This window comes from Candidatus Limimorpha avicola, from assembly GCF_056978975.1.
In genome coordinates, this window is record NZ_DBMCYK010000023.1 from 1 (window position 1) to 21,678 (window position 21,678).

20 protein-coding genes are annotated in these 21,678 nt (G+C 38.4%); 13 read left to right on the plus strand and 7 right to left on the minus strand.

Annotated elements, in window-relative coordinates; genetic code table 11:
- Positions 1-117 precede the first annotated feature (117 nt).
- Positions 118-1,191, minus strand: a complete 1,074-nt coding sequence (locus tag ACZOVS_RS09325; RefSeq protein ID WP_483996959.1) for a VOC family protein — start codon at positions 1,189-1,191, stop codon at positions 118-120.
- 14 nt (positions 1,192-1,205) lie between these two features.
- The gene (locus tag ACZOVS_RS09330) at positions 1,206-1,997 is read right to left on the minus strand and encodes an SDR family NAD(P)-dependent oxidoreductase (protein ID WP_483996960.1); all 792 of its coding nucleotides are present in this window, start codon (positions 1,995-1,997) and stop codon (positions 1,206-1,208) included.
- A 135-nt stretch (positions 1,998-2,132) separates the two neighbouring features.
- On the opposite strand from ACZOVS_RS09330, the gene ACZOVS_RS09335 reads away from it, so the two are divergent.
- The 3 genes from ACZOVS_RS09335 to ACZOVS_RS09345 all read left to right on the plus strand — a co-directional run bounded on the left by ACZOVS_RS09335 (position 2,133) and on the right by ACZOVS_RS09345 (position 4,728).
- A complete protein-coding gene (locus tag ACZOVS_RS09335) occupies positions 2,133-3,392 on the plus strand; it encodes an aminotransferase class I/II-fold pyridoxal phosphate-dependent enzyme (RefSeq protein WP_483996961.1) in 1,260 nt (419 codons plus the stop codon).
- A gap of 12 nt (positions 3,393-3,404) precedes the next feature.
- Positions 3,405-4,220, plus strand: a complete 816-nt coding sequence (locus tag ACZOVS_RS09340; RefSeq protein ID WP_483996962.1) for an SDR family oxidoreductase — start codon at positions 3,405-3,407, stop codon at positions 4,218-4,220.
- 73 nt (positions 4,221-4,293) lie between these two features.
- Positions 4,294-4,728, plus strand: a complete 435-nt coding sequence (locus ACZOVS_RS09345; protein WP_483996963.1) for a MarR family winged helix-turn-helix transcriptional regulator — start codon at positions 4,294-4,296, stop codon at positions 4,726-4,728.
- Positions 4,729-4,806: 78 nt separating this feature from the next.
- Here the strand turns inward: ACZOVS_RS09345 and ACZOVS_RS09350 are convergent, their stop codons facing one another.
- Positions 4,807-4,974, minus strand: coding sequence for a DUF362 domain-containing protein (locus ACZOVS_RS09350; protein WP_483996964.1), 168 nt, complete (start codon positions 4,972-4,974; stop codon positions 4,807-4,809).
- Between the two features lie 507 nt (positions 4,975-5,481).
- Here ACZOVS_RS09350 and ACZOVS_RS09355 point away from each other — a divergent pair.
- From ACZOVS_RS09355 to ACZOVS_RS09385, 7 genes are all read left to right on the plus strand, one after another.
- Entirely contained in the window at positions 5,482-7,323 is a 1,842-nt protein-coding gene (locus ACZOVS_RS09355) for a 2-oxoacid:acceptor oxidoreductase subunit alpha (protein ID WP_483996965.1), read from the plus strand.
- A gap of 6 nt (positions 7,324-7,329) precedes the next feature.
- Positions 7,330-8,364 carry a 2-oxoacid:ferredoxin oxidoreductase subunit beta gene (locus ACZOVS_RS09360; protein ID WP_483996966.1) on the plus strand — a complete coding sequence of 345 codons (1,035 nt, stop codon included), beginning with the start codon at positions 7,330-7,332 and terminating at the stop codon, positions 8,362-8,364.
- Positions 8,365-8,552: 188 nt separating this feature from the next.
- Positions 8,553-9,131, plus strand: coding sequence for a flavin reductase family protein (locus ACZOVS_RS09365; protein ID WP_483996967.1), 579 nt, complete (start codon positions 8,553-8,555; stop codon positions 9,129-9,131).
- Complete coding sequence (locus tag ACZOVS_RS09370) at positions 9,128-9,736, plus strand: hypothetical protein (protein ID WP_483996968.1); 609 nt, start codon at positions 9,128-9,130, stop codon at positions 9,734-9,736. The genes ACZOVS_RS09365 and ACZOVS_RS09370 overlap by 4 nt, the downstream gene beginning before the upstream one ends.
- A gap of 9 nt (positions 9,737-9,745) precedes the next feature.
- A complete protein-coding gene (tilS, locus tag ACZOVS_RS09375; RefSeq protein ID WP_483996969.1) occupies positions 9,746-11,080 on the plus strand; it encodes a tRNA lysidine(34) synthetase TilS in 1,335 nt (444 codons plus the stop codon).
- A gap of 47 nt (positions 11,081-11,127) precedes the next feature.
- A complete protein-coding gene (locus ACZOVS_RS09380; RefSeq protein ID WP_483996970.1) occupies positions 11,128-13,185 on the plus strand; it encodes a protein-disulfide reductase DsbD family protein in 2,058 nt (685 codons plus the stop codon).
- Between the two features lie 544 nt (positions 13,186-13,729).
- On the plus strand, positions 13,730-14,167 hold the full coding sequence (locus ACZOVS_RS09385; RefSeq protein WP_483996971.1) for a YkvA family protein: 438 nt from the start codon (positions 13,730-13,732) through the stop codon (positions 14,165-14,167).
- Positions 14,168-14,446: 279 nt separating this feature from the next.
- On the opposite strand, the gene ACZOVS_RS09390 is transcribed toward ACZOVS_RS09385, so the two are convergent.
- Positions 14,447-15,811, minus strand: a complete 1,365-nt coding sequence (locus ACZOVS_RS09390) for a dipeptidase (protein WP_483996972.1) — start codon at positions 15,809-15,811, stop codon at positions 14,447-14,449.
- Between the two features lie 201 nt (positions 15,812-16,012).
- Between ACZOVS_RS09390 and gap the strand changes: the two genes are divergently transcribed.
- Positions 16,013-17,020, plus strand: coding sequence for a type I glyceraldehyde-3-phosphate dehydrogenase (gene gap, locus ACZOVS_RS09395; protein ID WP_483996973.1), 1,008 nt, complete (start codon positions 16,013-16,015; stop codon positions 17,018-17,020).
- Here the strand turns inward: gap and ACZOVS_RS09400 are convergent.
- Genes ACZOVS_RS09400 through lpxK form a run of 3 tightly spaced genes read right to left on the minus strand, consistent with a single transcriptional unit; the run spans position 16,978 to position 19,637 of the window.
- Entirely contained in the window at positions 16,978-17,781 is an 804-nt protein-coding gene (locus tag ACZOVS_RS09400) for a UDP-2,3-diacylglucosamine diphosphatase (RefSeq protein WP_483996974.1), read from the minus strand. The two genes, gap and ACZOVS_RS09400, sit on opposite strands and share 43 nt — an antisense overlap.
- Positions 17,782-17,788: 7 nt before the next feature.
- On the minus strand, positions 17,789-18,613 hold the full coding sequence (locus tag ACZOVS_RS09405) for a purine-nucleoside phosphorylase (RefSeq protein WP_483996975.1): 825 nt from the start codon (positions 18,611-18,613) through the stop codon (positions 17,789-17,791).
- On the minus strand, positions 18,594-19,637 hold the full coding sequence (gene lpxK, locus ACZOVS_RS09410) for a tetraacyldisaccharide 4'-kinase (RefSeq protein ID WP_483996976.1): 1,044 nt from the start codon (positions 19,635-19,637) through the stop codon (positions 18,594-18,596). The genes ACZOVS_RS09405 and lpxK overlap by 20 nt, the downstream gene beginning before the upstream one ends.
- A 105-nt stretch (positions 19,638-19,742) precedes the next feature.
- On the opposite strand from lpxK, the gene ACZOVS_RS09415 reads away from it, so the two are divergent.
- Both ACZOVS_RS09415 and ACZOVS_RS09420 read left to right on the plus strand, forming a co-directional pair.
- Positions 19,743-20,780: a Nif3-like dinuclear metal center hexameric protein gene (locus ACZOVS_RS09415; protein ID WP_483996977.1), complete on the plus strand. Its 1,038-nt coding sequence runs from the start codon at positions 19,743-19,745 to the stop codon at positions 20,778-20,780.
- An 18-nt stretch (positions 20,781-20,798) separates the two neighbouring features.
- Positions 20,799-21,593 (plus strand): zinc ribbon domain-containing protein, encoded by a 795-nt coding sequence (locus ACZOVS_RS09420; protein WP_483996978.1) that lies wholly within the window; start codon positions 20,799-20,801, stop codon positions 21,591-21,593.
- Positions 21,594-21,678: the final 85 nt, after the last annotated feature.

Below are 21,678 nucleotides of genomic sequence, written 5' to 3' on the forward strand. Positions count from 1 at the left end.
AAAATAGGAACCGCCGTATGCCGAACGGCACGTACGGTGGTGTGAGAGGTCGGAAAACGAAAGTAGGAAGAAAACTACGTCGTTTTCCTCCTACTCGATTGTCTTTTGTATTTTATGTCATATCTTGTCACTGGATACTCTCATGAACTTGAAGGCTTGTGTTATAAACCTTGGAAGCGGTTTTGTATTGTCTCTGTTATTGAGATTTATACTGATGCCTAATTTCTTGATAATTGGAATCTTATGTGTTTCAACGAATTCTATCAGTGTCCCGTCGGGGTCTTCTACGTATGAGAAATGCCCGTTGGCTTCACCCATATCGAATTTATCGCCACTGTCGCATACAAATGGATGTCCTGTCTCTTCGGCTTTCTTTTTTAGAATGTCCATGTTGCGTATATCGAAACATACATGAATATATCCTATGTCACCCCAGTATCTGTTTGCGAATATTTTGCGTGGCTCGATATCGAAGTTTTGTATCAACTCTATTTGCGAGTCTCCCAATACTTCGCATAATGGTCCTACAGTCTTTGACCTTCTTAACAATACACGGCGCATCTTGTTGTTCGCTCCGCATACTCCTCCCATATCATCGAAAATACCGGTGTGATCACCAACAACAATGTCATAATCCAATAAATTTTTATAGAATTCTATTGACTTGTCCATGTCGGATACTCCTATGGTGACACCATTGACACCGCCTGACGGCAACCCGGCTTTGATAAAAACAAAATTGTTACTTTCAAATTCAAAAACGTTGTTATCTTTATCCTTGATAAAGAAGTGTTTTTGTCCGAATGGAGAGTTCGTGATTGTACTCAACAATTTGATGCCGTTTTTTTGTGCTGTTTCATAAGCCTTTTCTATATTGTTGGTTTTCAGTTTACATACACATATTCCATAGTCTCCGAGACGTACTTCATCATCAGGATAACGAATTTCTCTGCCTTTTGGTTGCCATATTTCAAGTCCTCCGCCACCCATCGGGTTTAAAGCCAAAATGGCTCTTCTCGGCTGTGGCTTTCCTCCAGTATATGGCAACATGAGTTCTGCAACACCTTCATCATCAAAAACTTTTAAGTCAAATCCTAATAATTTGTTGTACCAACGCCATGACTCGGATACATCGGTGACGCCTATACCAACCTGTTGTATTCCACAAATGATTTTTTCTTTTTGTTCCATATTCTCTGTATATTTTAGGTGGGAGAAATTATTTTTGCGAGTTTATAATACAGACAAGGTATATATCTGTTAATATGAGCCATTAACAATTCGCCTTTGCCGATTAGTTTTCTGTGTTTTTCTTTGCGTATGGCATTGACGGCTTTTTTCGCCGCCTTGTCAACATCGAGACCTTTGGATTGTCCGGGGTCCATCTTTTCATAACGCTTGCCGTCGCCCATGAGAGCACTCTTGCTTATCTCGGTGTTTATTCTTCCTGGAATGAGAAATGTAACTGCGACATTGGAATATTCGAGGTCCAATGATTCAAAAAATCCGAATAGTGCATGCTTCGATGCACAATAAGATGTCCTTAACGGAAATCCGAATAGTCCCGCAAGCGATGTGGTGACTGAGATATTGATATGTTTGGCATTGAGTATGTGTTCCCTGAATTTTTTTATAATGTAAACCGAACTCCAATAGTTGATTTGCATGATGGCTTTGTCAGTGTCGAAAGATGTATCCAACCCTTTCTCCCTCTGTGAAATTCCTGCATTCAACACGAAGATGTCAATGCTGAATCCCTTGTCTTTTATGTCGTCAACAAGCACGTCAATGGAGTTGAAATCAGAGAAGTCGCATTCTTTGCAATAAGCAGCAATACCTTGACTTTTACAATACTGTAAAGTGTTTTCAAGTTGTGATGCCCCTAATCCGGTGAGGAATACATTGCATTTTTCTCTTGCAAGTTGTCGGGCAATTGCAGCGCCTATTCCGGAACTTGCTCCGGTGACTATCGCATTTTTACCGCGTAAATCAATCATTTTGATGCGTCGTTTATGATGCACAAATTTAGAAAAAATATTTTTCCAAAATATAAATGAAAAAGATTATTTTTTTTATTCAAATTAGTAAAAATATTTACTAATTTTGCATGATAAAGATTAATAATTTGTAAGATGGAAATATTTGAAAGAATAGCTAAGGATTCAGGCGGTCCTATAGGTCAATATAAGGATCGTGCACATGGATATTTTACATTTCCTCGTTTGGAAGGGGAATTGGGACCAAGAATGCGTTTTAATGGAGTTGACGTGTTGTGTTGGAGTCTGAACAATTATCTCGGATTGGCAAATCATCCTGAAGTGAGAAGAGTAGATGCCGAAGCTGCTGCTCGTTGGGGTTTGGCATATCCTATGGGTGCCAGAATGATGAGTGGCAATACTCGCCTTCATGAACGGTTGGAACAGGAACTTGCCGATTTCGAGAAAAAAGAAGCTGCTTACCAATTCAATTTCGGCTATCAGGGTATTGTTTCTACAATAGATTCACTTACTACGAGACATGATGTCATAGTATTTGACAGTGAAGCTCATGCTTGTCTTATTGATGGAAAACGCTTGCATTTGGGACAGTCGTTCCATTTTAAACATAATGATATAGAAAGTTGTGAAAAAGCTCTTCAAAAAGCTACCAAGATAGTGGAACAGACGGGCGGCGGAATCTTGCTTATTACAGAAGGTGTGTTCGGTATGACCGGTGCTCTCGGCATACTCGATAAGATAGTGGAATTGAAAAACAAGTATAACTTCAGAATACTGATAGACGATGCGCATGGTTTCGGAGTTATGGGACCTAACGGACGCGGTACTTCTGAGCATTTCGGAGTGATGGATGAGATAGACCTTTATATTGGAGCTTATGCCAAATCGATGGCTATAATAGGTGGTTTTGTTGCCGGTCCTAAATATGTTATTGATTATCTTCGTTATAACATGCGCTCGCAGATGTATGCCAAGTCATTGCCTATGGCTATAGTGGAAGGCTGTCTTAAACGTCTTGAAATAATAAGAAGCGCTGAAGGTGATGAACTTAGAAGTAAATTATGGACTGTGACACGCGCCTTGCAGAATGGTTTCCGCAATCTTGGATTCCAAATCGGTCCAGCTGAGGCTTGCGTAACTCCTATATTCTTGCCCGGTAATGAATATCAGGCTACTCAAATAGCTACCGACCTTAGAACAAATTATAAGATTTTCTGTTCTATAGTTACTTATCCGGTTATTCCTAAGGGAATGATAATATTTAGAATTATACCTACGGCAGCTCATACTCTTGATGATGTGAATTATACTCTTAAGGCTTTTGCTGAAGTTAAGGAAAAACTTGACAAAGGAATGTATGACTGTGATGAGATTCCGGATATGGCTATATGGTAATCGAAAATAGTGATGAAGGAATATTTTAAGGGGAAAGTAATAATAATTACAGGAGCCAGTTCGGGAATCGGATTGGCTTCTGCTAAGTGTTTTGCAACAAAAGGGGCAAAACTTGTACTTGCAGCACGTTCATACGATAAACTGCTTGAATTGGCGGAATCTTTACCCTCATGTTGTGAATCTTTATGTGTAAAAACTGATGTTAGCAAAGAAGAAGACTGTAAAAATCTGATTGATAGAACTGTAGAACGTTTTGGAAAAATAGATATACTCGTCAATAATGCCGGATTGTCAATGCGTGCATTGTTCAAAGAACTTGATTTGTCGGTAATTAGATGTTTGATGGATACCAATTTTTATGGTACGGTTTATTGTACTAAGTACGCATTGCCATATCTGTTGGAAGCAAAAGGTAGTGTTGTTGGTATTATCTCAACTGCTGGTTTTGTGGGACTTCCTGCCAGAACAGGCTATTCTGCTTCAAAATTCGCCATAAGGGGTTTCCTCGAGACATTACGTATGGAGCATCTTTATGATGACTTGCATGTCATGATTTTTGCTCCCGGTTTTACAGCTTCTAATATACGTAATGTTGCTCTTACCGCTGATGGAACTCCTCAAGGTATGACTCCACTTGATGAAGAAAAAGCAATGTCCGCTGACAAGGTGGCTGAACGCCTCGCCTTCGGATTGAAACATCGTAAAAAACAAATGCTCCTTACACCTCTTGGTAAAACTACAGTGTGGGTGAGAACTTTCTTTCCTCGAATTGCCGATGTGGGTGAATACAGATATTTCGCTAAGGAAAAGGATAGCCCAATGAAATGATTTTTTTAGTCATGTGGTAAATCCCTTTACTTTATTATATGTATGATGATATGTAAAACTAAAATTGTATAATATGTTGTTAATAAAAGAGGTTGCTGTTTACATCAATATACTTAATTCTAAAATAAAGAAGTATTTTGGTGATGAGTTGAACAAAAATACCATCAATATGACACCTGAACAATATCTTGTCATGGATATTCTTTGGGACGAAGGTACTTTGTCACAACAGGCAATAGCTGACATAATTCAAAAAGACAAGAATTCTGTAACTAAATTTATAGATTCACTCGAAAGGAAAGGTTTCGTGTTTCGCGCAGTAGATAAAGAAGACAGAAGAATTAACAATATTGTCCTTTCGAAAGATGGTATAATGCTTAAAGATACAACGACAGAAGTCGCAATTAATATGATGAATCAGGTCGTGAAAAATATAGATGATAATGAATTAGCCGTCTTTGTCAAAGTGTTGCAACAGATGAAACACAATATAGAAAATGCCATCTGATTTGTTTATTCCGGTTGTTATAATAAAAAAAGCTCGTATTCACGAGCTTTTTCCCTTTAACGCTTTTAAAATAAATTCTTAGTCTTCGACGATAGCATCGTTAGGACATACACTGGCGCAAGTGCCGCAACCGACACAAGAATCAGGGTCAATAACATAGATGTTGCCTTCGGATATTGCTCCAACAGGGCATTCGTCGATACATGTACCGCATGCTACGCAGTTGTCTAAAATTTTGTAAGCCATATTTTTTTAATTTTGAATTATTGTGCAAAGATATAAAGTTGAATGCTATTTTAATCAAAAATATGTAATTTTTATTTATTCTAAATAACGATGCTTTGTTGTGTATTATTGTATTATGATAATCAATCATTTATATATTTTGCTCTTTTGATGTGTTATAAATAGTGATTATGCCATTTTGTCTTTTATTGTCTTTTTATCTAAAACAATGCTTATTACATCGTTACTTCATCGACTCGAAGTCATTGTCTAAATGTATGAGATGAACGTTAATACAAGAATAAATTATTATTACACAAATTCTTGATTTTATAGTTGTATTTTTTTAAAAAACGATATATAGACCTATAAAAAAGCGGTTTTGAAAATAAAAAATACTTTTTTAGATGGTTTGATAAAAATTAAAAAAATCTTTTTAAAGTTTTGTTTTTATAACGAAATTAATATTTACCTTTGCAGCAAAATATGGATAAAAGTTAATGATTTATAAATTAAATTCAATTTCTTATGACAAACAAGACAAAGGTTGTAGAACTTGAACAAGTTGTCGTTCGTTTTGCCGGTGATTCCGGAGACGGAATGCAATTGACAGGTAATCTTTTCTCAGATTCCACTGCATTTGCCGGTAACGATTTTGCTACCTTCCCGGATTATCCGGCCGAGATACGTCCTCCACAAGGTACTGTTTCCGGTGTGTCAGGATTTCAAATTCACTTTGGACATAAACCGGTTCATACTACCGGTGACTTGTGCGATGTGTTGGTGTCGATGAACCCTGCTTCAATAAAAGCTAACATGAGATGGCTTAAGCCGGGCACTACTATCATAATCGATGCCGATTCAATTACTGACAAGGCACTTGAGAAAGCCGGATATCAATCAGATCCTACTATAGATGGTAGCCTGAGTCAGTATAAGGTCATCAAAGCTCCAATCTCTTCATTGACAAAAGAGGCTTTGAAAGATTTTGGAATGGACAACAAGGCAATGTTGAAATCAAAGAATATGTTTGCACTCGGTATTGTTATGTATCTTTTTAACAGAGATATAACACGTGTGTATCCGTATTTTGAGAATAAGTTCAAGGGGAAGGACCAACTTATTGAAGCAAATAAAACGGTTTTGGCAGCCGGTTACAGCTGGGCTGACACTTTGGAGGTGTTTGCCAATACTTACCGTATAGAACCTGCCAAACTCGAAAAAGGAAAATATCGTGACATCACAGGTAATGTGGCTACGGCATGGGGGCTTATGGCTGCAAGTCAAAGATCCGGACGTCAACTGTTTATCGGTTCTTATCCTATTACCCCTGCTACTGATATTTTAGTAGAACTTACTAAATATAAGAATTTGAAAGTCAAAGCTTTCCAGGCAGAAGACGAGATTGCCGGCATCACTTCATCCATAGGTGCTTCTTTTGCCGGTTGTATGGCTGTTACTACTACGTCAGGTCCTGGTTTGTCTCTTAAATCAGAGGCTCTCGGTCTGGCCGTTATGACAGAACTTCCGCTCGTCATCATAGATGTACAACGTGGCGGTCCGTCAACAGGTCTTCCTACCAAGGCAGAACAGAGTGACCTTATGCAAGCATTGTACGGACGTAATGGCGACGCTCCTCTTATCGTGATTGCAGCCAAGAGTTCCGTGGACTGTTTCTATACTGCATACGAAGCTGCGAAATTGGCAATGGAACACATGACTCCTGTCATCATGTTGTCGGATGGTTCTCTCGGCAATGGCTCCGAGATATTCCGTATCCCTGCAGTCGCTGACTTGCCTGCCATCGTGCCACCTATAGCAAAAGCTAATGACCCTGATTATAAACCTTATCGCCGTGATGAGGAGAAATTGTGCCGTGAATGGGCAATACCCGGAACAGAAGGCCTTCGTCACCGTATCGGCGGTCTCGAAAAGGAGAATATTAAGGGTAATGTCTCACATGACCCTCAAAATCATGAACTTATGACACGCCTCCGTGAAGAAAAGGTGAAACGTGTTGCCAATTATATAGAAGACCAGGAGATACTTGGCGATCCTAATGCCGACCTCCTTGTCGTAAGTTGGGGCGGGACATACGGCGTCATCTTGTCTGTGGTGGAAAAGATGATAGAAGAAGGTAAATCTGTAGCCCATGCACATTTCCGTCATATTTGCCCTCTTCCCAAAAATACTGAACAAGTGTTGTCGGGACATAAGAAAATCGTCGTGTGCGAGATGAATAGAGGACAGTTTGCCAACTATCTGAGAATAAATTATCCTCAATTCCCGTATCATCAGTATAATAAGGTACAAGGCTTGCCATTCCTGACAGCCGAGTTGGAAAAAGAGTTTAATGACCTTTTAAAATAATTGACTATGGAAAACTTAAAAAACGAAAATCAGGTTGTTAATCTTACTAAAGAAGATTTTGTAAGCGATCAAATAGTTAAATGGTGCCCTGGTTGTGGCGACCATGCCATTCTTAAGGCCGTTGAAGACGTGTTCCCTAAGTTGGGAAAGAAAAAAGAGGATATAGTAGTGGTGTCGGGTATTGGTTGCTCTTCACGTTTTCCGTACTATATGAATACTTATGGCTTCCATAGCATACATGGTCGTGCCGCCGCTATAGCAACAGGTATTAAAATCGCTAATCCTAAGTTGTCTGTCTGGATGGTGACAGGCGATGGCGACTGTACTGCCATTGGCGGTAATCATTTTATTCATGCAGTACGCCGTAATATCGATATTAACCTCTTGTTGTTCAATAACAGAATCTATGGCTTGACAAAAGGTCAGTTCTCTCCATGTACTTTCCGCGGTACGGTTACCAAGACAAGTCCGCAAGGTACTTACGAAGACCCGTTTAATGTAGGCGAACTCGTTATAGGTGCACGTGGTAACTTCTTCGCAAGAGCTGTTGACAATAATACTACCGAATTGACAGGCATCTGCTTTGAGGCTTATAAACATGACGGATTGTCAGTGGTCGAAATATTGCAGAATTGTATGATTTTTGCCAATGGCGTCCATGACAATATTACCGGTAAGGATGTACGTGACGATATGCAGGTGAAATGCGAACACGGCAAACCTCTTATCTTCGGTAAAAACCGCGATAAAGGTATAATCCTCAGAGGTAATAGACTCGAGGTCGTTAAAATAGGAGAAAATGGTATCACTGAAGCCGATATTCTTGTCCACGACAAGACTGAGAAATCCACAGGTATCCACATGATGTTGGCTCACATGATGCCACCGGAGTTTCCTGTTGCTATTGGCGTCATCCGCGATGTGGTGGCTCCCACTTATAACGACTGCCTCGATGAGATTATCGACAGAGAGACTTCAAAATCAAATATTCATACTGTTGACGACTTGCTTAACAGCGGTAGTACGTGGGATATAGAATAAGTCATATAATATATTGATAATTTAAAACTTCCGGATTATTACACTTTTAGTGTCATTTTTCGGAAGTTTTTTTATTTGTTTTTCATTCTTTTGTTTAACTTTGTGAATGAAAAAATGTGTTTTTTCCAATATATCAGGTGAATCAATTCTAATATATTGATTGTTTTGATGTTATAAAATTGAGCATTATGAAAATGTCGTTTAAGCCCGGCACAATGCTGTATCCTTTGCCGGTCGTTATGGTGAGTTGCGGCGATGTCCCGGAGAATTATAATATAGTTACCGTGGCCTGGACCGGGACTATATGTTCCAACCCTCCGATGTGTTATGTGTCATTGCGTAAAGACCGTCATTCCTATGATTTGATTAAAAAAAATATGGAGTTTGTGATAAATCTTAGTACAGAACCATTGCTTAATGCTGTTGATTGGTGTGGCGTCAAGTCGGGACGTGATGTCAATAAATTTAAAGAAATGCACCTGACGCCGGAACCTGCTACTATGCTTAAAGCTCCTATGATAGCGGAGTCACCTCTTAATATAGAATGTAAAGTGGTGGAGATAAAAGAACTCGGCTCTCATGATATGTTTATTGCCGAAGTGGTTGCCGTCAATGGCGATGTACGCTTTTTTGATAGTTCTACCGGTCTGTTTCAACTGAATCAAGCTGACTTGATTGCCTATTCTCATGGTAAATATTACCGTCTTGGTGAGAAACTTGGTAGTTTTGGCTTTTCTGTGGCTAAAAGAAAACATAAAAGAAAATGAATGCTTTTGATGTAGTGTATGTTCGCAATTCTTCAATGTCTGATGTGAAGTATTGTGTGAAAGAGTGGATTAAGTTATATCCTACTTCTTTTAACCAGTCAGTGTCATTTGCCTTGTATGAGTTGGAAAACAATACAATAGCTGTAGTCCTCGATGAATGTTTAAGTTCGTTGGCAGTAAGTCTGTTGGTGATGTATTTTACATACTCACTGCGCGATGCCAAAGTCATTATCGATGCATTTATCACTCTTGATGACAAGGAGATCCTGCCTAAAATATATCTCGGCAAAAGAGTTCGTCTGTTTATTGAAAAACCTAAGGAGGAGTTTTCTTATATTTGTCTTTTGACGGAAGATAATAAGTTGTTCAAGTATTCTTTCGACTCTAAAGCTAAAGAGGCTGTCGTGTCTGAGATGTTGTTTGAAGAACCTGAGGTTGTTTTGACAGATAATAAAGTTGTTGTTTTGGTTGGGGACGTGTTGCCTGAAAAAAAAGTTGAAGAACCGAAAATCGACGGCTTCCTGTCAGGTAAACTGATATGGTATCTTTTGTTTGGTGTTGTCGGTCTTATCTTAGGTTTCGCATTGGTATATGTTTTCTTTTGATGTATTGTCATGTTAGATACTTTTATTAACTATATAAATGATAATCATCTTGTTGGCAATGGAGAGCGTATCTTTGCCGCTTTGAGCGGGGGAGTGGATTCCATAGTATTGACGGATTTGCTGTTGCGTGCCGGTTATGACGTCACCTTAGGACATTGTAATTTCCATCTGAGAGATGAGGAGTCAGACGGCGATGAACAGTTTGTTAAAGCGTTCGCTTCGGAAAGAGGCGTCTCACTGTATGTAAAACATTTTGATACTAAGAGTTATGCCCGTGATAATGCCATATCTGTTGAGATGGCTGCCCGTGAACTGCGTTATTCGTGGTTCGCAGATATGGCACAATGTCACGGTTTCCATAAAGTCGCTATTGCTCATCATGGTGATGACAATATAGAGACATTTTTTATTAATTTATTGAGAGGTTCCGGCATTCAGGGCTTGAAATCCATGAAGCCTATTAACGGTATTTATATACGTCCGCTTCTTTGGGCAAATAGAAGCATGATAAGAGATTATGCTCTTCAAAATAACTTGTCGTGGCGTGATGACCATACCAATGACGAAACTGTGTTCCTGAGAAACAAAATACGCCATGTTCTGTTGCCGACACTTGACGGGATAAAAGAGAATTACAGGCAAAAAATACTGTTTTCTATAGGTTGTCTGTCTGCAGAAAATGATTTATATAGAAAAATGATTCATGAAAAATTGTCATCCATGGAATATGTTTCTTCTGATTTTCATAGTATAAAAATTAGGGATTTTCTTGAAGACGAGACAGGTAAACAGTTGCTTTTTGAATGGGTAAGACGTTTTGGTTTTAACGGTTTTCAATGCGATTCTGTGATGAAATCTATTAAAGAACATTCAAAAACTGTGTTCTATTCATCTGATTATCAACTTGATGTTACTTCTGATACTGTTGAGATTTTTAAATCGTCTTATGACAGTGATGAAGAATATGTTATCGATAAAGACTGTAATGAGATTTTATCACCTTTACATCTTTCATTTTCTGTTTATGAAAAAAATAATGATTTTATTATTATTAAAGATAAATCGGATATTGCACAATTGGACTACAATAAACTGTCGTTTCCTCTGAAGTTGAGACATTGGAGGGAAGGGGATAGGTTCTTTCCTTTGGGTATGCGCGGTTCCAAACTTTTGAGTGATTTCTTTAATGATAACGCTTTTACACCTTATCAGAAAAGAAATACATGGCTTCTTCTCGATAATGATGAAAATATTTTATGGGTTGTAGGTTTCAGAATAAATGATAAGTTCAAAATCGTTGGAGATACCAAATTTATTTTTAAGATAATGTTGTATATTGACTGATTTTTTGCATCTTTGCAAAAAATTTTGAGAAATTAATTATTAGAGTTATGAAGAAATGTGTTTTGCGTTTTTTGACTTTGATGGCATTTTTTATGCCTTTTGTAGTGCATGCTCAGATTTATAATCCGGTGACATGGTCGTGTACGGCAGAGTCTCTCGGAAATAATGAGTATAATGTTGTTATGAAGGCTGATATTGAAGATGGATGGCATCTTTATTCACAAAATATTCCGGATGGAGGTCCGGTGCCGACCACATTTACATTTGAAGAGAATCACGCTTATCAACTTGTTGGTGAGGTCAAGGAAAGTGATAACGCTATAGAACATGACGACCCTACTTTTAATATTCGTCTCTCTTATTTTGAGAAAAATGCTGTTTTTACTCAAAAAGTCAAATTGAATGGTGATGCATCTGTCACTTTGACAGGTGAAGTGGAGTTTATGTGTTGTAATGATGGCACATGTATCCCTCCTGAGGTTCATGAGTTTTCAGTAGTTCTTGGTGATAAGCAGCAGGTTGTGGATGTTGCCGGTGAAGAGAAGTCCGGTGACAGCTTGTGGCTCCTGATAATAGAGGCTATTATCTGGGGTTTTGCTGCACTTTTGACACCTTGTGTCTTCCCTATGGTGCCAATGACAGTGTCATTCTTCCTTAAAGGCAGTGACAACCCGGTGGTAGGTCGTTTCAGGGCTATTATGTATTTCGTATTTATTGTATTGCTCTATACTGTGCCTATTGCCTTGATAATCATGATAACATGGCTGTTTGGTGGTGATAGCGTTACTGCAGATATCTTCAACTGGCTTTCTACACACTGGCTGCCTAATATTATTTTCTTCCTTGTATTTATGATTTTTGCTGCATCATTCTTTGGTGCTTTCGAGATAGTGTTACCGAGCAAACTCGTCAATAGTAGCGACAGCAAGTCCGATAAGAAAGGTCTCGCCGGGGTGTTCTTTATGGCACTTACTCTTGTATTGGTGTCATTCGCATGTACAGGACCTATAGTAGGTACGGTGTTGATTAAATCCACATCAGGCGAGTTCTGGACTCCAATAGTTACCATGTTGGCATTTTCAATGGCATTTGCATTGCCGTTTGCCTTGTTTGCCTTGTTCCCTTCGATGTTGAAAAATCTGCCTAAGAGCGGAGGATGGCTTAACTCCGTAAAAGTAGTGCTCGGTTTTATCGAGGTCGCTCTCGGATTCAAGTTTCTCAGTGTCGCCGATCAGACATATCACTGGGGGCTCCTCGACAGAGAGGTATATCTCGCAATATGGATAGTCTGTTTCTCTATGTTGGGATTTTATCTTCTCGGCAAACTCAGATTTAAACATGACGATGAAGTACAATCTATTGGTATTGGTCGTCTGATATTGAGCATAATTGTGTTTACTTTTGTAGTATATATGATTCCAGGTATGTGGGGTGCTCCACTTAAGGCTTTGTCTGGTTATTTGCCGCCGCAACAGACTATGGACTTTGATTTGAAACGTATCAACGAAGAGAATAGAGATAAGGTTTTGGAGTATATCGATAATGCTATGAGACAGGGCGTAGTGATGCAAGGTGTATCGTCATCTTCGGCTACATCATCTGCAGTGCTTTGCGAAGAACCTAAATATTCTGATATTTTCCATTTGCCTCATGGTTTGAAAGGCTATTTCGATTATGAACAAGCTTTGGCATGTGCCAAAGCACAGAATAAACCCATCTATGTTGACTTTACAGGTCACGGCTGCGTCAATTGTCGCGAAATGGAAGCTAATGTATGGAGCGATCCGAGAGTACTCGATATATTGCGAAATGATTATGTCGTTGTCGCTTTGTATGTTGATGACAAGACGAGATTGCCTGAAGAGGAATGGGTTATCGGTTCTGACGGTAAGGAGAAAAAGACCATAGGTCGTAAATATGCCGACTTCCAGATATCGAAATTCAACACCAATGCACAGCCTTATTACTGCCTTATGGGACATGATGGCGAACTGCTCGTAGAGCCGAGAGCATATAACCTTGACAAGGATGCTTTCGTGGCATTCCTGCAACAAGGTATAAAAAATTTCCAAGACGGTACTTTTGTGAGAAATATCAATGAATAATTGATAAATACAGTATAATGATACGCACGGAGTTTTTCTTCGTGCGTTTTTTTATGAATGAAATTTGTCAAAATATTTTATTATTTATAATTGTATTATGGTATTTAAACTGAAATTAAATTATTATGCCTGCAATAATTTAATTTGTGTGTTGATGATTAAAATGTTCTTCATATTTTAATATTTTATTATTATTTACTGTGATGTTTTTTTACTCTAAATTGATAGTTAATAAATTTGTTGTATTCTTGTGAATTCAATGAAATATAATATTTTATTCATTTAATATGCCATAATGTGATGTCTCTGCAATATGTTGATAAAATATATTTGTGTCTTATGGGATTATCTCATATTTATATTCCATATAATGATTTTTTCTGACACCATAATGTTTTTTTCTAACAAATTTAGGCTGTTGCGATTGTTGAAAATATTGACATTGACTTTCTTTATAATAATAGACTGTATCTTTGAGATATTGAAAAGGACTAAAAAGAACCAAATAATATATGTCTTTAGATGATAAATTTGCAGTTAAGAAATGATTATTAATGAGATGAAAGTTTTTGATAATGTAATTAACTATGCTCAAAAATTTCAAGAAGATAATATTTGGCTGAAAAAGGCTAATGAATTAATTAATGATAAGGAAGGTATGACTGATCTTCTTGAGAAGGTAAAGTCGTATTTTAACAAAAAGGAATTTTCCAAGGTCAGCGATAGTCTGAAATTAGTAATTACCTATGTCAAAGATTGTGTAACCGGTAAATACAAGATGTTCAGCATGGTGAAATTGACACTTGCACTTGCATCGATAATATATATTGTTACTCCTTTGGATTTTTTAAGCGATTTTACTCCTTTGATTGGTTTTACTGATGATATTGCCATATTTTCTTATGATACTAAAAAAATCAAGGAGGAAATCGAAGGATATGCTTCCATTAAAAATAATACAACCCGAATTTCTTCAACTTAGAGAATGTTTTTTTATTGATTATTTTGGCATGATGATTTGCTTTCAATGACAAATCTTTGTTTCTACGATGTTGATGCAAGAGGATGTACTTGTTTTTTATTTGTTCTGTAATTGTATTATCATTTTATCTCTTAATACTATATGTTATTTATACAGGATATAAGAATCATGCATGATTTATTTGCCAAATGATTGATAAATTAAAAAGGCTGAAATCCGGATATGGAATCAGCCTTGATTTTTGAATATCATTTAAAATAAATTGACAATATTTGTCGATTACATTTTGGCATAATGTTGATAGAATGCTATTATCGTCTCTATTCCCTTGAAGAAATGGTCGATGCGGTAGTTTTCGTTGGGGGAGTGGATGGCATCGGAGCCGAGTCCGAAGCCCATCAGTATGGATTTTATTCCCAAAACTTTTTCGAAACGAGAGATGATAGGTATGCTGCCGCCGCTGCGCATTGGGATGGGCAACTTGCCGTATGTGTCGAGAAATGCCTGTTCTGCTGCTTTGTATGCCGGCACTTCTATGGGACAGCCGTATGCCTCACCACCATGCAATGTGGTAACTTTTACAGTGACATAATCAGGTGCAATGCTCTCGAAATATTCTTTGAACAGTTTGCCTATCTTCTCATGGTCCTGGTTTGGCACAAGACGGCATGAGATCTTGGCGTAAGCCTTGGATGGCAACACCGTTTTGGAGCCTTCACCCGTATAACCTCCCCATATTCCGCATAAATCGAATGTTGGACGTATTCCCACACGTTCAATCTTAGTATATCCTTCTTCTCCGCGTAACGCCTTGACGCCTAAGCTCTCTTTGTATTCATCTTCATTATATGGCGCCATGTTGAGCAACTCACGTTCTTTAGCCGAAGCTTCTACTACGTCGTCATAGAATCCCGGTATGTTGATGTGATTGTTCTTGTCCATGACACCGGCAACCATTTCGCATAAGGTGTTCAACGGGTTGGCCACAGAACCTCCGAAAAGTCCGGAATGCAGGTCTGCATTGGGACCTGTGACTTCTACTTCCCAATATGCCAAACCTCTTAATCCTGTGGTGATGGATGGCACGTCGGATGCTATCATGCTGGTGTCTGATACGAGTATTACGTCGGCTTTTACCAAGTCTTTGTTTTCTTCTATCCATTTTGACAGACTGCCTGAACCAATCTCTTCTTCACCTTCAAGCATGAACTTTACATTACATGTCAGGGTGCCGGTCTTTACCATTGTCTCGAAAGCTTTGGCATGCATGAAAGCCTGTCCCTTGTCGTCATCGGCACCTCTTGCCCATATTTTGCCATCTTTTATCACCGGTTCAAACGGGTCGGTGTTCCATAACTCGATAGGGTCAACCGGCATGACGTCGTAATGACCATAAACAAGTACTGTAGGGAGATTCTTGTCTATGATTTTCTCTCCATAAACGATTGGATTGCCTTCTGTAGGCATTACCTCTGCTTTGTCGGCTCCTGCAGCCAGAATGCTGTCTCTCCAATATTCTGCGGCTTTTATCATGTCAGGCTTGTGAGACGACTCTGAACTGATGGATGGTATGCGTATCAGTCCGAATAATTCTTCCAAAAAACGTTTCTCGTTCTCTTTGATGTAATTCTTTATTTCATTCATGTTTGTAAATTTTGGTGTAAATTTACATATTTTTATTCAAATAAATGTAAAAATACATAACTATTTCAACTTTGCAATTCATTTGCATATTTTGTCTTGTTTTTTGTTTATTTGAAGTGGTTATGAGAATAAATTTTAAAACTTTGTTGTACTTTTGTACAATCTTTAGTTTTAGCATTATGGTTTTATAAAATATTGGATATGAAAAGAATAAGAGTTGCTATCAATGGTTTTGGACGTATAGGCAGGGTTAGCTTTACCCAAATGTTGAAACATCCTGAGATAGAAGTCGTTGCTGTTAATGACATGGCTGATGTGCCTAATTTGGCGCATCTTTTGAAATATGATTCGGTGCATGGTGTTTTCCCGGGTACTGTCACTTCTGAAGGTAATTTCCTTATTGTCAATGGTCAACGTATAAAGGTCCTTAATGAGAAGGACCCGGGCAAATTGCCATGGAAAGAGATGAATATCGATATCGTGATAGAATCTACCGGACTTTTTGTCGATCCTGAATTGGCGATAAAGCATGTTAAGGAATCCGGTGCGCGGAAAGTTATCATCTCGGCACCTGCCAAAGGCGTCAATGACAATATTCCTTTCGTGGTACTTGGTGTCAATGACGAAGTGATACATCGTGAGGATGTAATTATCTCCAATGCTTCCTGTACTACAAACAATGTTGCGCCTCTTATCAAGATTCTCGATGAGAGGTGGGGTATAGAATGTGGATTTATAACTACGGTACATTCATATACCAAAGATCAGAACATTATTGACGGACCACATAAAGACTGGCGTCGTGGTCGTGCCGCAGCTTGTTCCATAGTGCCGACGACGACAGGCGCTGCCAAAGCAGCCACACGTATCTTTCCTCATCTTGAAGGCAAACTCGGCGGCGCCGGCATTCGTGTCCCCGTGGCAGACGGCTCTTTGACGGATTTGACTTGTACTTTACGGCATGACGCTACTATAGAAGATATTAATGCCGCCTTCAAAGTGGCAGCTGAGGGTCCTATGAAAGGCATACTGCAATATACAGAGGACCCTATCGTCTCTGTTGACATTATTGGCAATACTCATTCAGCTATCTTCGATGCCGGACTTACTGCCGTGCTCGGTGACAGACTCGTGAAAGTGGTGGCTTGGTATGATAATGAGATGGGTTATTCTTCCCGTCTTGCTGAACTTATCATGCTGTTTAATTGATGACTTTCGTATTTTAACAGTTTGACGGTCTCCCCGTCAAATTCAGCGTATGTGAAATCACGCAGCCAATTGCCTACAACGGTAGTGACAGCGTGATTTCCTGTTTTATATTGCATGGGCTTGTGCTGATGCCCGAAAATAAAAAAGTCTATCTCCGGATCTTTTTTACTCTCCTCCAATGCGTATTTGTATAATCTCGTATTCTCTATGTCAGCATAATAGTCACTTACCGACTCTTTGTGAAGTTTTTTTACTCTGTGATTGTGCGACCATCGCAACGCTAAGCCAATACCCAAGTCGGGATGTATCAATTTGAACAAAAACTGGTTTAACTTGCAGGAAAATATTCGTTTCAGGAACTTGTATCCTTTGTCGCCAGGACCGCACCCGTCACCATGGACGAGAAAAAACTTCTTGTCTTTCAGCATCATACATGATGGCTCGCGGTGCAATAATATCCCGACTTCATTCTGTAGATAGTTGAAAGTCCATAAGTCATGATTGCCGGCAAAGAGATGTACTTCTATGCCACTGTCAACAAACTCTGCGAGTTTGCCGAGCAAGCGTACATATCCTCGCGGTATCACCGTTTTATATTCAAACCAGAAATCGAAGAGATCACCCATCAGAAACAGTTTCTCGGTGCTGTCTTTTATTTCGTTGAGAAAGTCAATCAGCATGAGTTCTCTTCTGTGACTGTCTTCTAACGTGGGAATGCCGAGATGAAAGTCTGTGACGAAGTATATCTTCTTATCTGTCATGTTGCCGCTAAAACTCTATGGTATCTAAGCGTTTTAATATTTCTTTTATTATGGCTGTCATCTTTGGTTCAGCATTGGATGCAGCCATAAGTACCTCTTCATGAGTCACTTTGCATTCCAGATTTTTGCCTCCAAGGTCAGTTATTATTGACAAGGCAAATACCGGTAGTCCGCAATGGCGAGCCACAATTACTTCCGGTGTAGTTGACATACCGACGCAGTCGCCTCCTATGGTGCGGTAGTAGTGGTATTCTGCCGGTGTCTCATACGAAGGACCGCTATCTCCCACATATACACCATGCTGAACCTCAATGCCGAGTTCATTGGCAATGTTGTCGGCAAGTCGTAACACATTTTTGTTATATGCCTCGCTCATCTCAGGGAAACGTTTGCCAATCCTGTCGTCATTGGCACCGATGAGAGGGTTGGGCAGCAGATTGATATGGTCAGTGATGAACATTATGTCGCCTACTTTGAAATCAGGATTCATGCCACCGCTCGCATTGGAAAGTATCAATAGTTTGATACCCAAATACTTTAGCACTCTAATTGGAAATGTGACTTCAGATGTGCGGTAACCTTCATAATGATGAAATCTGCCTTGCATGGCAACGATATTGCGTCCGTTGAGTGTACCGAACAACAGGCTGCCTTTGTGACCGGCTACTGTAGATACCGGAAAATTGGGTATATCTGAATATGGTATCTCACATGTTATCTCTATTTCTTTTGTCAATCCTCCTAAGCCTGACCCTAAAACAATACCTGCTTCCGGCTTTACATCGGTTCGGGTTTGTATATAATCTATGGTTTTAAGTATTTCTTCTAACATAACTCAAAATTTCATTGTCAAAAACTTGTTTGTCATTCTTGTGAAAAGACACTTTTATTGGTATAGTGAATAATGGTGTCTTCTCGAATTTGCAAAGATAGGAAGATTTTATCAATCGCATGGCGTCTTTTTCCGTTGTGATGATGATTTTGTTCTTTCCTATCATATCGTTATAATTTGTTATGATATTATCTATATCAGACTCACTGAAATCGTGGTGGTCTTTAAAATAAATGGTACTCAGAGTATTGTAATTTTCTTTGATATATTCTTCCAAAGGAACGGGATTGGCAATGCCGCAGAATAGCAAAACACTCTTGATGTTCTGTAATGCAATACTTGCAGCGGCACTGTTTAACGGTTTGAATGACAAAAAATCGATATAAGAATACAGAATCTTTTGATGAGGTAAAGGTTTTATCTTGTTAAAGATGTCTTTCTGTATGAAAGGCGAGAGTACTTTGGGGGATTTGGTTATGACAATGATATCAGCCCGTTTTGCTGCATATCGTATGTCTCTGAGTTTGCCGGCAGGCAACAAATAATCTTTGGGATAAATGTTATAGAACTCTGTTAATAAGATATTAAGGCCTGGAATTATTTTACGATGCTGATAGGCATCGTCCAAAAGTATAACTTCGGTATCGGTATTGTTTATCAAATATTTGCATCCTTCGACGCGATTTTCGTCAACAGCAACAGTAATATTGTTGTATTTTGTGAAATATTGGAATGGTTCATCGCCTATGTCTTTGTATGTCATGCCTTCTTTGGCAATCACCAGACCTTTGCTTTTCCTTCCGTACCCTCTGCTTAGTACCGAGAGACGTTTTGTCGGAGATAAATGTTCTATGAGATATTCTATATGTGGTGTTTTCCCCGTACCGCCCAATGATAAATTGCCTACGCATATCGATGGTTTGTCGCAACCTTCTGAGTGTAAAATATTCCAGTCATAAAGTTTATGCCTTATGAATAATACGACGGAATATATCCATGAGATCGGTAACAACAATTTTTTCATTGTACACCTAACAACGTAAAGTAGCGTTTTTTATTGTGTTTGACAATAAAAAACAATTGTTGGGTTTTGTGTCAAAAAAAATACTAAATTAGCAAAATTTTTATTATGAAACGAGTTTCGGATATATTGAATTGTGTGCTTGCTATTGCACCGTTGAGCCGGCAGGAATCTTATGACAATTCCGGTTTGATTATAGGAGACCCTAATAATATGGTTGATAAGGTGTTGGTGGCTTTGGATGTCACCGAAGATGTTGTCGATGAGGCAATAAGCAAGTCATGCCATTTTATTATTAGCCATCATCCTTTTATCTTTAATGGCTTAAAACGTATCAATCCTTCTTCATCTGTAGGTAGAATTGTTATTAAGGCTATTAAAAAGGATATTGCCATTGCGGCTATGCATACCAATCTTGATAACAGCAGTCTTGGTGTCAGTTATTGCCTCGCTACGAAGTTGGGATTGAGCGATTTGCATATTTTAAGACCTGTAACGGGCAAAATGTTTAAAATAATAGTTCATTGTACAGATAACATATTTGAAGATATGAAGAAAATGCTTGAAGATAATCATGTGAGTGATGAGCCGAAAGGACAGGTGTTTTCTTATAATGCTGATAATGAATATTATATGAATAAGACTTTGGAAGTTGTGGTTTCAGAGGAGACTGCTGCTGTGATAACTTCGGCGTTAAAACATTTTTCTTCGGCAGATTTTCGGTATGATATGTCTCCTCTATGTGATAGAAATGAGAATGTCGGCGGTGGTATGGTCGGTTTATTGGGTGAAGCAATGGAGGAAAAAGATTTTCTTGCCATGGTGAAAGAAAATCTTAATGCTACTGTACTTCGTCATTCGGCTTTTCTCAATAAACCTGTAAAAAAAGTGGCTTTGTGCGGTGGTTCGGGATTCTTTATGCTTCCTGATGCAATGTCTTGTAATGCAGATGTTTATGTCACTGCAGATGTTAAATATCACGACTTTTTCGATGCTGATGGTCGTATCTTGCTCGTTGATGCAGGACATTTCGAGACAGAACAGTATGCAAAAGACATAATTGCAGATTATATTATCAAAAAAAATAGTAATTTTGCAGTCTTGATTTCAGAAGTTAATACCAACTCTATAAATTATTTCGTATAATTCAAATTATCATTATATATGGCAGAGAATATAGAAAACAAGGTTAACGAAAACGAAGAACAGATTGAAGTTACCGTTGAGAAAAAATTGGTTGCATTATATACTTTGCAACAGATAGATACCAAGATAGATAAAATCCGTATCGTGAGAGGTGAACTGCCTTTGGAAGTGCAAGACCTTGAAGATGAAATAGTCGGATTGCAAACACGTATCGAAAATTATAATAATGAATTGCAAAGATTGGCTAACAGTATCTCTAATTATAAAATAGAGATGAAAGAAGCTGCTGAACTTATTAAGAAATATGAGGAACAGCAGAATAATGTCCGTAATAACAGAGAGTATGATTCTTTGTCTAAAGAGATTGAATATCAGTCATGTAACATACAACTTGCAGAGAAGAAAGCTAAAGAGTGCACTAATAAAACCAATGATATTAAATTAGCTCTCGAAGATACAAAGGTTCGTTTGAAAGAGCGAAGCAATGACCTTGAACTTAAACAAAGTGAGTTGAAATCCATCATTGCCGAGACAGAAAAAGAAGAAGAAGATTTGGTGGAATTGTCGAAGAAAAGTGAACAGCTTATTGAAGACCGTCTTCTTGTCGCTTATAAACGTATCAGAAAAAGTGTACGTAATGGCTTGGCTGTTGTACATATTGAAAGAGATGCTTGCGGGGGTTGTTTTAATAAAATACCTCCACAACATCAACTTGATATCAGAATGCATAAGAAGATTATCGTTTGTGAATATTGTGGACGTATTCTTGTTGACGAAGATATTATCGACCAATATAATAGTCAAAACAACTGATTGAATATAGTAGATATGACATTATCTTGACAAATGGCAATGAAAATTAATGACAAAAAACCGGATTATGCAATGTAACCCGGTT